Annotated in this window: 3 protein-coding genes; all 3 read left to right on the forward strand. The window is 73.1% G+C overall.

The window, feature by feature from the left end; translation table 11 throughout:
* Window positions 1-37 precede the first annotated feature (37 nt).
* The 3 genes from AB0I23_RS28920 to AB0I23_RS28930 are packed head-to-tail and all read left to right on the forward strand — an operon-like array spanning window position 38 to window position 15,320.
* On the forward strand, window positions 38-8,659 hold the full coding sequence (locus AB0I23_RS28920) for an SDR family NAD(P)-dependent oxidoreductase (RefSeq protein ID WP_359113609.1): 8,622 nt from the start codon (window positions 38-40) through the stop codon (window positions 8,657-8,659).
* On the forward strand, window positions 8,656-11,988 hold the full coding sequence (locus AB0I23_RS28925; protein ID WP_359113610.1) for a type I polyketide synthase: 3,333 nt from the start codon (window positions 8,656-8,658) through the stop codon (window positions 11,986-11,988). The genes AB0I23_RS28920 and AB0I23_RS28925 overlap by 4 nt, the downstream gene beginning before the upstream one ends.
* Window positions 11,985-15,320, forward strand: coding sequence for a non-ribosomal peptide synthetase (locus AB0I23_RS28930; protein WP_359113612.1), 3,336 nt, complete (start codon window positions 11,985-11,987; stop codon window positions 15,318-15,320). The genes AB0I23_RS28925 and AB0I23_RS28930 overlap by 4 nt, the downstream gene beginning before the upstream one ends.
* Window positions 15,321-15,322 lie beyond the last annotated feature (2 nt).

The following is a 15,322-nucleotide window of genomic DNA, read 5'->3' on the forward strand; positions in this document are numbered from 1 at the left end:
GGGCCACGATTCCGAATCGCTTGTCGATCATTTCCGGGTGACCTTCGGAGAGCACCCGCAGCACCAGACCTTCCGATTCCTCGTGGACGGTGAGGGCGAGCCGCAGTGCCTGACCGACGCCGAGGTCGACCTGCGGGCGCGCACCATCGCCGCGGTGCTCCGGGAGCGCATTCCCGCGGGTGAGCGGGCGCTGATCCTGTGTCCGGCCGGGCTGGACTACATGGTGTCCTTCTTCGCCTGTCTGTACGCCGGCATCATCGCCGTACCCGCCTACCCGCCGGACCCGGCGTTCCTCAAGCGGACCCTGCCGCGCCTGGTCGGCGTCATCGAGGACGCCGAGCCGGCGGTGATCCTCGCCCCGGCGGCGACCGTCGCACTGGCCGACTCCTTCTACGAACACGCGCCGGCGCTGCGGGGCATCGCCTGGTGCGCGGTGGACGACCTGGACACCGCAGCCGCCGACGGGTGGCGCCACCCGGGCAGCCGCCGGGACGACATCGCCTTCCTGCAGTACACCTCCGGCTCCACCAGCCGCCCCAAGGGCGTGATGGTCAGCCACGGCAACCTGCTGCACAACATCGACGCGATGTTCGGCACCTTCTTCGCCCACGACCCCGACCAGCACGTGGTGAGCTGGCTGCCGCCGTTCCACGACATGGGACTGATCTTCAGCCTGCTCACCCCGGCGTACGCGGGGTTCCCCGTCACGTTCATGGCGCCGTACTCCTTCCTCAAGCGGCCCTTCCGCTGGCTGAAGGCGATCTCCGACACCGGGGCGACCGCGAGCGCCGCGCCCAACTTCGCCTACGACCTCGCGGTGGCCAAGGTGACACCGCAGCAGCGCGAGACGCTGGACCTGAGCAGGTGGCGGAGCGCGGCGAACGGCGCCGAACCGGTGCGGCTGGAGACCCTGGAGCGCTTCACCGCCACCTTCGCCGAGTCGGGATTCCGGCCCACCGCGCACGCCCCCTCCTACGGGCTGGCCGAGGGCACCCTGATGGTCTCCTCCGGCGACCCGGACACCGGCCACGTCTGGCGCCACCTGACGCCGGACGCCCTGGAGGCGGGCACGGCCGAGGACGCCGCGCCGGGCGAACCGGCCCGGACGCTGCTGGGCTGCGGCACCTCGCTGTCCGACCAGCGGGTGGCGATCGTTGACCCGCAGACCCTCACCGAGCTGCCCGACGGCCGCGTCGGCGAGATCTGGGTGGCCGGGCAGAGCATCGCGCACGGGTACTGGCGCCGCATCCCGGAGACCGAGGAGATCTTCCAGGCACACCTGGCCGACACCGGCGAGGGGCCCTTCCTGCGCACCGGCGACCTCGGCTTCGCCGACGGCCCGGAGCTCTACGTCACCGGCCGGAGCAAGGACGTCATCATCATCGCGGGGCGCAACCACTACCCGCAGGACATCGAACGCACCGTGGAGGCGGTGGACGGCGGCCTGCGGCAGGGCTGCGGAGTGGCGGGCTCCCGCGAGATCGACGGCGAGGAACGCCTGATCGTCGTCCAGGAGTACCGCGGCAGCAAGGACCACGCGGAACACCGCCGGATCATCGGCGAGATCCGGGCGGAACTCGCCCGGGAACACGGCCTGCAGGTCTTCGCGGTCGCCCTCGTACGGGCCGGCACTGTGCCGAAGACCTCCAGCGGCAAACTCCAGCGCTCCGCCTGCCTGGACAGCTTCATGAACGACGGCCTGAACGCGGTGGCCCTCTGGCGCCACGACCGCGACGGCGCCGCGCCCGCAGTTCGCGCCGCTGCCGCCGCGAGTGAACCCGCCACGGCCGCACCCGACTTGGCGCCGCCCGTCGTGGCGACCGCCGCCGAGATCGAGGGGTGGCTGAAGGAAGCGGTGGCCGAAGCGACCGGCAGCCGGCCCGAAGCCGTCGACCCCGCCCTGCCGTTCGCCGCGTACGGCCTGCAGTCGGTGCACATGGTTTCGCTGGCCGGTGACCTCGAAGGCCGCCTAGGCCGCCCGGTGAACGCCACTGCTGCGTGGGAACACCCCACGATGGAGAAGCTCGCCAAGCATCTGGCGGGCGAGCCGGCCACCGCCACCGCTGCCACCGAGACTGCGGCGCCCGCACCCGCCGCGCCCGCCCGGGGCGAGGCCGAGCCCGTCGCCGTCGTCGGCATCGGCTGCCGCTTCCCCGGCGGAGCCGACGGCCCGGAGAGCTTCTGGCAGTTGCTGCGCGAGGGCCGCGACGCGATCACCGAGGTGCCTGCCGAGCGGTGGAAGAGCGAGGACTTCACCTCCGAGGACCCCAAGGCCCCCGGCCGGACCAACGCCCGCTGGGGCGGCTTCCTCGACGGCGTCGACCAGTTCGACCCGGGCTTCTTCGGCATCGCGCGCCAGGAGGCCGCGCGCATGGACCCGCAGCAGCGGCTGCTCGCCGAGGTCGCCTTCGAGGCGCTGGAGGACGCGGGACTGCCCGCCGACCGGCTGGCCGGCTCGTCGACCGGCGTCTTCGTCGGCATCTCCACCTTCGACTACGCTGTGCGCCAACTGCGCGACCTGGACGCCATCGACGCGTACACCGGTACCGGCAGCGCCCTCAGCATCGCCGCGAACCGCCTGTCGTACCTGCTGGACCTGCACGGTCCCAGCATGGCCGTCGACACCGCGTGCTCATCCTCGCTGGTCACAGTCCTCCAGGCTGCCGCGAGTCTGGCTCAGGGCGAGTGTGATCTCGCCCTGGCGGGCGGGGTGAACCTGGTGCTGTCCCCGGCGCTGGCCATCAACTTCAGCAAGGCGGGCGCGATGTCCGCCGACGGGCGGTGCAAGCCCTTCGACGCCAGTGCCGACGGGTACGTACGGTCCGAGGGCGCCGGCGTCGTCGTCCTCAAGCCCCTCAGCCGGGCGCTGGCCGACGGCGACCGGGTGTACGCCGTGATCCGCGGCGGCGCGGTCAACTCCGACGGCGCCAGCAACGGCCTGATGGCCCCCAACCCGCAGGCCCAGGAAGCTGTCCTGCGTGCCGCCTACGTCCGCGCCGGGGTGCGTCCTGCGGACGTGCGCTACGTCGAGGCGCACGGCACAGGCACCATGCTCGGCGACCCGATCGAGGCCAAGGCGCTCGGCACCGTCCTCGGCGAGGGCCGCGACCCGGCCCGGCCGTGCCTGATCGGCTCGGTGAAGTCCAACCTCGGGCACATGGAGTCCGCGGCCGGCATCGGCGGGCTGATCAAGACCGCCCTCGTGCTGCACCACCGCACGGTGCCGCCGACGCTGCACTACCGGGAGCCCAACCCGCACATCCCCTTCGACGACCTGCCACTGCGGGTGGCGGACGCCCTGCAGCCGTGGCCCGACGGCGACGGCACCGCCCTGGCGGGCGTCAGCTCGTTCGGCTTCGGCGGCACCAACGCCCACCTGGTGCTCGAAGAGGCGCCGTCCGCCGCCGGCCGGCCCGCGCCCGAGGGTGCGGTGCTGCTGCCCGTGTCGGCCCGCACCGAGCAGGCGCTGCGCGACCTGGCCGCCCGCTACGAGTCCCTCCTGACCACCGCCGGACCCGACCTCAGCCCCGGTGTCCTCGCCTCGGCAGCCGCCCTGCGCCGCACCCAGCACGAGCACCGGCTGGCCGTGACCGGCTCGACCCTGGACGAACTGCGCGCCGGTCTGGCCGCCTTCGGCCGCGGCGAGCAGGCCTCCGGGCTCAGCTCCGGGGTCCGGCGCGTGGGCCGGCGCCCCCGGCCGGTGTTCGTCTTCTCCGGGCAGGGCCCCCGCTGGTGGCCGGTGGCCGCGGACCTGCTCGACGGCGAACCCGTGTTCCGGGCCGTCATCGACAGGGCCGACGCGTTGCTGCGCCGGCACACCGACTGGTCGCTGCTGGACCAGCTCACCGCCGGCCCCGACCGGTCCCGGCTGCTGGACACCGCGGTCGGCCAGCCCGCGCTCATCGCCGTCCAGGTCGCCCTGGCCGCGCTGTGGCGGTCCTGGGGCGTGGAACCGGCCGCCGTCGTCGGGCACAGCGTCGGCGAGATCGCCGCGGCCCACGTCTCGGGCGCGCTGTCCCTGGAGGACGCCCTCGTCATCGCGCTGCACCGTGGCACCGTCCTGCACGAGGCCACCGGCAAGGGCCGCATGGCCGTGGTCGGCCTCTCGCTGGACGAGGCGCAGCGGCTCCTCGCCGAGCGGCAGCCCGGACCGGTGTGGGTGGCGGCGGGCAACAGCCCCGGTTCCACCGTCCTGTCCGGCGAGACCGCCGCCCTGACGGAGCTGGCCGGCGCCCTGGAGGCCGAGGGCGTCTACTGCCGGCTCCTGGAGTCCGTCGAGTTCGCCTCCCACTGTCCGCTGATGGAACCCGTCGCGGGCGAACTGTGGCGGCTGCTGTCCGGGGTGACACCGCGCGCAACGGCGGTCCCGATGCACTCCACGGTCACCGGCGAACTGATCGCCGGCGACCGGCTCGACGCGGAGTACTGGGCCGACAACCTCACCCGGCCGGTGCTCTTCGACAGCGCCGTCACCGCGCTCGCCGAGTCCGGGCACGACGTGTTCGTCGAGCTCTCGCCGCACCCGATGCTCACCGACGCCATGACCGAGCGGCTGTCCTCGTACGACGACACGGTCGCGGTCTCCTCGCTGCGCCGCGACGAGTCCGGGCGAGCCGCCGTGCTGGCCGGGCTCGGCCGCCTCTACAGCACCGGGTTCCAGATCGACTGGACCCGCGTGTACGGCCCGACCGGTCCCGTGGCCGCCCTGCCGACCTATCCGTGGCAGCGCACCCGGTGCTGGTTCGGGGCGGACACCGCCGTCCGCCGTACCGTGTGGGACGGCCACCCCGTGCTGCGCTCCTTCGTACGCTCCGCGGTCGCACCGCGCGCCGACCACTGGTCCGCGCCCGTGGACCTGGAGGGCTTCGGCTACCTCAAGGACCACCAGGTAGCGGGCAGCGCGGTGCTGCCGGCGAGCCTGGTGCTGGACGCCGCGCTCGCCGCGGCCCGCACCCGCCTCGGCTCCGACGCGGCCGTGACCGACCTCCGCCTGACCCGGCTGACCGCGATACCGGACCGCTGCGACGACGACACCGTCCAACTGGTCCTCCTGCCCGAGACCTCCGAGACCGGCTCGCTGCGCGTGTTCACCCGCAGCGGTGAGGACGAGGAGTGGGCAGAGGCCGCCCGCGGCTCCTACCGGCGCGCCGCCGAGCGGCCCGCCGCCGAAGCGCCGGCCGCGCTGCGCGCCCGCTGCGCCGACGCCGTCGAGGCCGGCGACCACTACGCCGCCCTGCACCGCTCGGGGCTGTCGTACGGACCGGCGTTCCAGGGAGTCGCGGAACTGTGGCGGGGTTCCGGCGAGGCCCTCGCCCGGCTGCGCGACCAGGCGGAACTCACCGACGACCGCGGCGCACACCTTGTCCACCCGGCCGTCCTGGACAGCGCCCTGCAGGCCCTGGCCGCGGCGCTCGGCGGCGCGAACGAGCCCGCCCCGAACGGGACTTACCTGCCGGTGCGGGTGGGGGACTTCACCCTCTTCACCGACCGCGCCACGCCCCGCTGGGCGCACGCCTCGGTCGCCGGGCCGCAGCCGGACGCCGACGAGATCACCGACGCCACGGTCGTGCTGTACGACGAGTCGGACGCTGTCGTCGGCCGGCTGACGGGGGTCGCCCTGCGCCGGGTGAACCGCACGGACTCCGGCGACCCGGCGAGCCGGGACCTGTACGGGATCAGCTGGCAGGACGCCCCGGCCGAGCCCGTCACGGCGGCCCGGCCCGGCCGGTGGCTGCTGTTCGCCGACCGCGGCGGAGTCGGCGCCGGCCTGGAGGCCGCGCTCACCGCCCGCGGCGGCACCTGCGTGACCGTCACCGCCGCTGCCGGGTACCGCGAAACGGAACCCGGCCGCTACGAGATCGACCCCGAGAGCCCGGACGACCTCGCCGCCCTGCTGTCCGCCCTGCACGGCAACGGCAGCCCCGAGGACGGCATCGACGGCATCGTCGACGCCCGGGTCCTGGACGTCGGCCTCGCCGAGGACGCCACCCCCGAGCAGGTCCTCGCCGCGCAGGACGCCACCTGCGTCCCCGTACTCCGCCTGGTCCAGGAACTGGCCTCGGCCGAGCGGGAGTCGGCGCCGCGCCTGGTGCTGCTCACGCGCGGTGCCCAACCGGCCGCCGACGACGAGCAGTTCGCGGTCGCCCAGGCGCCGCTGTGGGGCCTGGCCCGGGTCATCGGGCTGGAGCACGGCGAACTTCGCCCGGTGATCGTCGACCTCGACCCGGCCCGCCCGGACGACGAGGCCGACCGGATCGTGGACGAGCTGCTGCGCCCCGGCGACGACGACCAGGTCGCCCTGCGCGACGGCGTACGCCGCACCCCGGCGCTCCGCCCCTGGAGGGACGGCGGCACCGGCGCGCAGCAGGCACGGCGGTGGCCCTTCGAGCCCGCCCGCGACGGCAACCACCGCCTCCTGGCGGCGCGTCCGGGCATGCTGTCGAGCCTTCAGTCCACCGTGTGGCACCGGACGCCGCCCGGCCCCGGCCAGGTGGAGATCGAGGTGACCGCGGCCGGCCTCAACTTCAGCGACGTGCTCAAGGCCATGAACGCCTACCCGGGCGCCGAGGGGATCGTGCCGCTGGGCGCCGAGTGTGCGGGCCGGATCAGCGCCGTGGGGGAGGGGGTGACGCAGTTCCAGCTCGGGGACGCGGTGATGGCGGTCGGAGCGAACGGAATGGCGGCCTTCACCACCGTCGCCAGTGGCCTGGTCGCCCCGCTGCCGCAGGGTCTGGCCTTCGAACAGGCCGCCGCGGTGCCCATCGCGTTCCTCACCGCGGTCCATGCCCTGGAGCAGCTCGCCCGTCTCCGTAAGGGCGAGAAGGTGCTCATCCACTCCGCGACCGGCGGTGTCGGCCTGGCTGCCCTGCAGGTCGCCCGGCGGGGCGGGGCCCAGGTCTTCGCCACCGCCGGCACCGAGGAGAAGCGGGACCTGCTGCGCAGGCTCGGCGTCGAGCACGTGATGGACTCCCGCTCTCTGGACTTCGCCGACGAGGTCATGCGGGCCACCGACGGGCGCGGCGTCGACGTGGTGCTCAACTCCACCACTGGCGAGGCCCTGGTCCGCAGCATGCAACTGCTGGCGCCCGGCGGGCGGTTCGTGGAGATCGGCAAGCGGGACATCCACGATGACAGCCACATCGGTCTCGGCTTCTTCAAGGACAACCGGGCCTTCTTCGCCGTCGACCTGGAGCGGACCATCCGCGAGCAGGACGACCTGATCGGCGAACTCTTCCACGACGTCAACCAGGGCTTCGAACAAGGTGAGTTCACCGCACTGCCGGTGACCGTCCACCCCTACGCCGAAGCCACCTCCGCCTTCACCACGATGGCCAGGGCGCAGCACACCGGCAAGCTCGTGCTGCGCCCCGGGCCGAACGAACCGATCGCCAGGGGCCCGGAGCAGGCCCCCGTCCGGCCGGACGCGACCTACCTGATCGCCGGCGGCCTGGGCGCCCTCGGCCTGGAGACCGCCCGCTACCTGACGGCGCAGGGTGCCCGGCACCTGGTGCTGGCCGGCCGCAGCGCCCCGTCGCCCGACGCCGAACGGGCCGTGGCTGAGCTGCGTACCTCGGCGGAGGTCAGCACCGTCCGTGCGGACCTGTCCCGGCGCGAGGACGTCGAGGAGGTCCTGGCCGGGATCGACGCCACGATGCCGCCGCTGGCCGGCGTCGTGCACGCCGCCGGCGTCCTGGACGACGGGCTGCTGACCGGACTCGACCAGAAACGGTTCCGCGCCGTCGCCGGCCCGAAGTCGATCGCCGCCTGGCATCTGCACTGCGCCACCGCCGAGCGCGAACTGGACTTCTTCGTTCTGTACTCCTCGGCCGCCGCGGTGCTCGGCTCGCCCGGCCAGGGCAACTACGCCGCCGCGAGCGCCTTCGTCGACACCCTCGCCCACCACCGCAGGTCCCGCGGCCTGCCCGCGCTCAGCATCGACTGGGGCCCCTGGTCCGAGATCGGCCTCGCGGCCCGGCCCGACCGCGGCGGCGCCCTGTCCGCCCGCGGTGTCGAGAGCATCAGCCCCGAACAGGGCATCGCCACCCTGGACCTGCTGCTGCGCGGCTCCGCCGCCCAGGTCTGCGTCCTGCCGCTGGACCGCGACAAGCTGCGCGGCCACACCGGCGGGGGCCTGTTGCGCACCCTGGTCGACCGCTCCGGCGAGGTCCAGGCGGGCCCGCAGGGACAGGACGACGTACGGCGCAGGATGCTCGCGGTCGAACCCGGTCGCCGCCGCAGGGCGGTGCTGCTCGACCACTGCCGGGCCGCGGCGGCCCGCGTCGTCGGCACCGAACCGGCCGCGATCGACACCAGCGCCCCGTTCACCGCCATGGGTTTCGACTCCCTGCTCTCGCTGGAACTGCGTACGGGCCTGGAGTCCTCCCTCGGGGTGACGCTTCCCTCCACGGTCACCTGGCGCTTCCCCACCATCGACCAGCTGGTTCCTTTCCTGGCCGAGCGGATGGAGATCGAGCTGGAGGCCGCGCAGGCGGCGCCCGAACCGCCGCGCGAGCGCACGCCCGTACCCGCCGCCCGGTCCGCCACACCGACACCCGCCGCAGACGAAGGGCCGCCGGACCTCGACACGATGTCGGCCGCCGAACTCGAAGCCCTGCTGCTGGCCAAGACGAACCAGCTCGACGAAGGGGGTCAGTCATGACGGGACAGGGACAGCAGGGTGTGTCGGCCGACACGCTCAAGCGCGCCTATCTGACCATGGAGCGGCTGCAGCGCCAGGTCGAGGAGTACGAGCGGGCGCGCAGCGAACCGATCGCCATCGTGGGCGTCGGCTGCCGCTTCCCCGGCGGTGTCACCGACACCGACACCTACTGGCAGCTGCTCACCAGCGGCGTCGACGCCATCCGGGACATCCCCACGGACCGCTGGGACAACGACTCCTTCTACGACGAGGAGCCCGGCAAGCCGGGCACGATCAACACCCGCTCCGGCGGATTCCTGGACCGCATCGACCAGTTCGACCACGAGTTCTTCGGCATCTCCCGGCGCGAGGCGCTGGCCATGGACCCGCACCAGCGCCTGACGCTGGAAGTGGCCTGGGAAGCGCTGGAGAACGCCGGTCGGGCCCCCTCCGGCCTGGCCGGGAGCCGCACCGGCGTGTTCATGGGCGTGGCGTCCTCGGACTACGTCACCGCACAGATCCGCCAGACCGAGGACGTCAGCGCCTACACCAGTTCGGGCGCCGCCCTCAGCTTCATCCCCGGCCGTATCGCCTACCTCCTCGACCTGCGCGGCCCCAACCTCGCCGTCGACACCGCCTGTTCTTCCTCCCTGGTTGCGGTGCACCAGGCGTGCCAGAGCCTGCGCGCGGGGGAGTCCGACCTGGCACTCGCCGGCGGCGTCAACGTGGTGCTGTCCCCGGTGCTGCTGATCTCCCAGTCGCAGTTCGGCTCGGTGTCCAAGCAGGGGCGCGCGATGTCCTTCTCCGACAGCGCGGACGGCTATGTGCGCGGTGAAGGGTGCGGTGTCGTCGTGCTCAAGCGGCTCTCCGACGCGCTGCGCGACGGCGACCGCGTCCTCGCCACGGTCCGCGGCGGCGCGGTCAACCAGGACGGCCGCAGCTCCGGCATCACCGCCCCCAACGGAGCGGCCCAGCGCGAGGTGTACCGGGCCGCCCTCGCCGCGAGCGGCCTCGAGGCGCGCCAGGTCGGCCTCGTCGAGACGCACGGCACCGGCACCCGGCTCGGCGACCCGATCGAGGCCGAGTCCCTCGCCGACGTCTACGGGCGCCCGGAGGGCGACCCCGTCTACCTCGGTGCCGTCAAGACCAACCTCGGTCACCTGGAGGCCGCGGCCGGCGCTGCCGGACTGATCAAGGCCGCGCTGTGCCTGGCGCACGGCGAGATCCCGCCCAACCTGCACTTCGCCCGGCTGAACTCGAACATCTCCTTCGCGGGCACCACCTTCGAGGTGCCCACCCAGGTGACCCCCTGGCCCGCGCCGGACGGACCGCGCATCGCGGCCGTGAGCAGCTTCGGGCTCAGCGGCACCAACGCGCACCTGATCCTGGAGCAGGCCCCGCCGGCCCCCGAGCCCGCCCCCGAGGGGCGCCGCCCCGCCTCGGTCCTCGCCCTGTCGGCCAGGAGCGAGACCGCCCTGGCCAACCTCGCGCACCGCTACCGGGACCGGCTCACCGTCGAGGACGACGCCTCCCTGGCCGACCTGTGCCACTCCGCCGGCACCGGCCGCTCCCACTTCCGGCACCGGCTCGCGGCCGTGGGCGCCACCCGCCAGGAGATGGCGGACCGGCTGGATGCGTTCCTGCGCGGCGACATCGGCCCGGGCCTGGCCCACGACGAGGCCGAGAACACCGAGGTCGCCTTCCTCTTCACCGGCCAGGGCGCCCAGCGTCCGGGCATGGCGGCCCGCCTGTACCAGACACAGCCCACCTTCCACCGGGCCGTCGACACCTGTGCCGAGATCCTGGAGCCGCTGCTGGAACGGCCGCTGCTGTCCGTGCTGTTCCCGGCCGACCCCGGGGACGGCCGGATCAACGACACCGCCTACGCCCAGCCGGCCACCTTCGCCGTGGAGTACGCGATGGCGCAGCTGTGGCGGTCCTGGGGCCTGGAGCCGGCCGCCGTCCTCGGCCACAGCTTCGGCGAGTGCGTGGCCGCCTGCGTCGCGGGTGCGATGTCGCTGGAGGACGGCCTGGCGTTCACCGTGGAACGGGCCCGCATCATCCAGGAGTTCTCCAAGCCCGGCACGATGGCCGCGGTGTTCGCCCCCGAGGCGGAGGTGGCCGCCCGGATCGCCGACGACCCCGACCGGATCTCCATCGCCGCCGTCAACGGCCCGGCCAACACCACCATTTCAGGGGAGCGGGAGCTGGTGGAGGAGGTCTGTGCCGAGTTCGCCGACCGCGGTGTCACCACCAAGTTGCTGCGCATCGCCTCCGCGGGCCACTCACCGCTCATGGACCCGGTGCTCGACCCGCTGCGCAACGCCGCGCGAAAGATCGCCTTCACTGCCCCGTCCATCCCGCTGGTGTCCAACGTGACCGGCGACCTGTGGCCGTGGGACCAGGCGCCCGAGGCCGACTACTGGTGCCGGCACGTCCGGCAGACCGTGCGGTTCGCCGACGGCGTGCGGACATTGCGCGACATGGGATACCGCGCCTTCCTGGAGGTCGGTCCCGCGCCCACGCTGCTCGGGCTGGTCAGCGATGCCCTGCCGCCCGGCCATGACGACCTGCTGCTGCCCAGTCTGCGCCCGAGGACCGACGACTGGGAGATCCTGCTGCCGACCGTCGCAGCCCTGTACGCGCGCGGCGCCACCATCGACTGGGCCGGCTTCGACCGTGACTACACGCGTACGAAGGTCGCACTGCCCACCTACCCCTTCGACCCCACCGAGTGCTGGCAGCCGCCCAGACCGTGGAATGGCGCCGCGCCCGCTTCCGGTGACGGGGACGCCGTTGTCGACGGCGATGACGAGGCCCCACCTGCCGCGCCGCGCCAGGAGACCGCGGCCCCGGCCCGGCGCCGCGGGAGGCGCCGCCAGAGCCCGATCCCCACGGCCGAAGAACTGCTGAGCCTGTCCGAGCAGGAGCGGCTGCCCACGCTCACCGCCCAGTTCGTGCTGGGCGTGAAGGGCGTGCTCGGCTCGACGTCCGCCTCCATCGGCCTGGACGAACCGCTGACCAGCTTCGGCTTGGACTCGCTGATGGCAGTGGAGCTGCGCAACGACATCCAGAGCCAAACACGAGTCACCTTGCAGGTCACCGATTTCCTCGGCGGCGCCACCATCCGCTCCGTCGCGGAACGCGTCATCGCCCAGCTCTCCGCCGGCGACGACGCCGCACCAGCCCAGGACAGCGCGCCCGTCCGGGGTACCACAGGCGCGAGAACCGCGCCGATCCGCCGTCGGCGGCGTACTGACGAGAGTGCCGCCGCCGACGTGCTGGCGCAGCTGGGCGATTCCGTATCCGGCGAGGAACCGCCGGCCACGGGGGGAGAGGACCAGAGGTGACCGACGACCTCGAGGCACGTCTGGCCTCCCTGACCCCAGAACAGCGGACCCGGTTCGACGAGCTGATGACCCAGCGGGCAGCGGCCGAGGACATCTTTCCCTTGTCCGTCCTGCAACGCGGAACCTGGTTTCTCGAACAGCTCCGGCCACACAACCCCGGCTACATCGTGCCCGGCGCCGCCCGGATCGTCGGGCCGCTGGACGCCGCCGTGCTGCGGGCCGCCGTCGCCGAGATCGTGCGGCGTCACGAGGCGCTGCGCACCACCTTCCGGGTGGAGGACGGCGTCCCGGTCCAGGTCGTGCACCACGAACTGACCGTGGACATCCCCGAGATCGACCTGCGCGACGAGAGTTTCACGGACGCCGAGCGGCAGCGTCAGATCGACGAGGCGCTCGCCGAGCCGCTCGACATCGCCACCGGACCGCTGCTGCGGGTGCGACTGCTGCGTACCGGCGCCGACGAGTCGGTGCTCGTGACCGCCATGCACCACCTGGTCTCCGACCGCTGGTCCACCGCGGTGTTCCTCTTCGAACTGTCCGAGCTCTACGAGGCGTTCGCCGCCGGCCTGCCCTCGCCGCTGCCCGAGCTGGAGATCCAGTACGGCGACTTCTCCGACTGGCAGCACCAGCAACTGGCCGAGGACGCCTGGGACGAGGATCTGGCGTACTGGCGGCAGCACCTCGACGGCGCCCCCTCGGCGCTCGACCTGCCCACCGACTGGCCCCGCCCGGCCGTGCAGGGCTTCAACGGCCGCTCCATCCCCGTCGAGCTGCCCGCGTCGCTGATGCGCACGCTGGGCGCGCTGGCCGGCCGGCACGGTGCGACCCCGTACATGGCGCTGCTCGCCGTGCTGCAGGTCCTGCTGCACCGCCACAGCGGTCAGGACGACATCGTCGTCGGCGTGCCGACCGCACAGCGGGACCGCGCCGAAGTCGAGCCGTTGATCGGCTACTTCGTCAACACCCTCGCGATCAGAGCCGACTTGAGCGGCAACCCCTCGTTCACCACCGTCCTGGCCCGGGTCCGGGACGCCTGCCTGGGCGCGTACGCCCACCAGGACGTGCCCTTCGAACTCGTGGTGGCCGGTCTGAAGCTGGCCCGCGACCTGAGCCGCCCGCCGCTGTGCCAGATCAGCTTCAGCTACGGCCGCGAGCCCGTGCCGCCCCGGGCGCTGGGCGGTGCGCACCTGAGCCGGCTGCCGGTCCGCAGCGAAGGCGCCCGCTTCGACCTGGAACTACAGGCGTTCGACAGCGACGGGGCTCTCACCGGCTGGTTCGAGTACGACCGGGACCTGTTCGACGAAGCCACCGTCGTCCGCCTGGCCGGCCGCTTCTGCCGGCTGGCCGAACAGGCCGCCGCCCGTCCGGACACCCCGGTGGACGACTTCGAACTGCTGGACGACGCCGAGCGGCAACTGGTCCTCACCGACTGGAATACCACGGAACACGACTGGGGCACGGGCGGCTGGGTTCACCAGTGCTTCGAGGAGAGGGTACGCCGCCACCCGGACGCCGAAGCGGTCAGATACGCCGGCCAGTCCCTGACCTACGACGCGCTCAACCGCCGCGCCAACCGGCTCGCGCACCGGCTGCTCCGCCATGGCGTCGGCCCGAACGTCGTCGTCGGCGTGGCCATGGAACGCTCCCTCGACCTGGTGGTGAGCCTCCTGGCGGTGCTCAAGGCCGGCGGAGCGTACACGCCGCTGGACCTCGACCTGCCGGCCGCGCGCCTGGCGGCCATCGCCGAGGACGCCCGACCGCCGGTGGTGCTCACCCACGGCTCGGTGCCCGACCGGCTGCCCCCGCTCGACTGCCCGGTACTCAACGTCGACGACCTCGCCGCCGAACTGGCCGCAGAACCCGACGACGACCCCGGCGTCACGGTGGACGGCGAGGATCTGGCCTACGTCATCTTCACCTCGGGCTCGACCGGCCGGCCCAAGGGCGTGATGAACGTCCACGCCGCCCTGCGCAACCGACTGCTGTGGATGCAGGACGCCTACCGCCTGGACGCCTCCGACCGGGTGTTGCAGAAGACCCCGTTCTCCTTCGACGTCTCGGTGTGGGAGTTCTTCTGGCCGCTGATGACCGGCGCCACCCTCGTCGTCGCCCGCCCGGGCGGCCACCGCGACAGCGGCTATCTGGCCGGGCTCATCCAGGACGAGGCCGTCACGACCCTGCACTTCGTACCCTCCATGCTCCAGGTCTTCCTCACCGAACCGGTGGAGAAGTGCACCAGCCTGCGGCGGGTCATCTGCAGTGGTGAGGAGCTGACCCGAGACCTGCACGACCGGTTCCTGGCCCGCTCCCAGGCCGAGCTGCACAACCTCTACGGCCCCACCGAGGCCGCCATCGACGTCACCGCCTGGCACTGCCGTCGCGACGACGCCGACCGGCGGCCCGTCCCCATCGGCCGCCCCATCGCCAACACCCGGCTGTACGTGCTCGACCGGCGGCTGCGCCCCGTGCCCGCCGGGGTGCCCGGCGAACTCCACATCGGCGGGCGGGGCCTGGCCCGCGGCTACCTGAACCGCCCGGACCTGACCGCCGAGCGGTTCATCGACGACCCCTTCGTCCCCGGCGGGCGCATCTACCGCACCGGCGACCTGGTGCGCTACCGGGCCGACGGCGCCCTGGAGTTCCTCGGCCGTCTGGACCACCAGATCAAGCTGCGCGGTCTGCGCATCGAACTCGGCGAGATCGAAGCCGTGCTGACCACGCACGAGGCGGTCCGGGAGGCGGTGGTGGTCGCCCGTGAGCACGCGCCCGGCGACGTCCGGCTCGCGGCGTACGTGAACTGCGTCGGCGACACCGCGCCGACGGCCGGCGATCTGGCCACCCACCTGCGGCGGCGGCTGCCGGAGTACATGGTGCCGGCCTCCTTCACCGTCCTGGAAAGCTTCCCGCTGACCCCCAGCGGGAAGACCGACCGCAAGGCCCTGCCGGAGCCCCAGTCCAGCCGACCGGATCTGGAGTCCCGGTTCGTCGCACCCCGCGACAGGACGGAGCACGCCCTCGCCGAGATCTGGCGCGAGCTGCTCGGCGTGGAACGCGTGGGGACCCGCGACAACTTCTTCGACCTCGGCGGGCACTCGCTGCTCATGGCCGAGTTCCGGACCGTCCTTGCCGCCTCCCTCGGCCACGAACTGACCATGGTCGAGCTCTTCCAGCACCCCACGATCGGATCGCTGGCCGAGTACCTCAGCAGTGCGCAGGCAGCAAAGGCCGGCTCACCGAACGGCGCCCGCAAGCGCGCCGAGAACCGTCATCAGTCCCGAAACCGGCGGCAGCAGGCGGCCGAACGTCGGGCTCTTTCCCGCGAAGACAGGTGATC

This window comes from Streptomyces atratus (assembly GCF_040655115.1).
GTDB classification, from domain to species: Bacteria; Actinomycetota; Actinomycetes; order Streptomycetales; family Streptomycetaceae; genus Streptomyces; species Streptomyces atratus_D.

What these genes read in the sequence shown, in the direction of transcription:
- AB0I23_RS28925 (WP_359113610.1), top strand. Translation starts at nt 8,656, where the DNA reads ATGACGGGACAGGGACAGCAGGGTGTGTCGGCCGACACGCTCAAGCGC.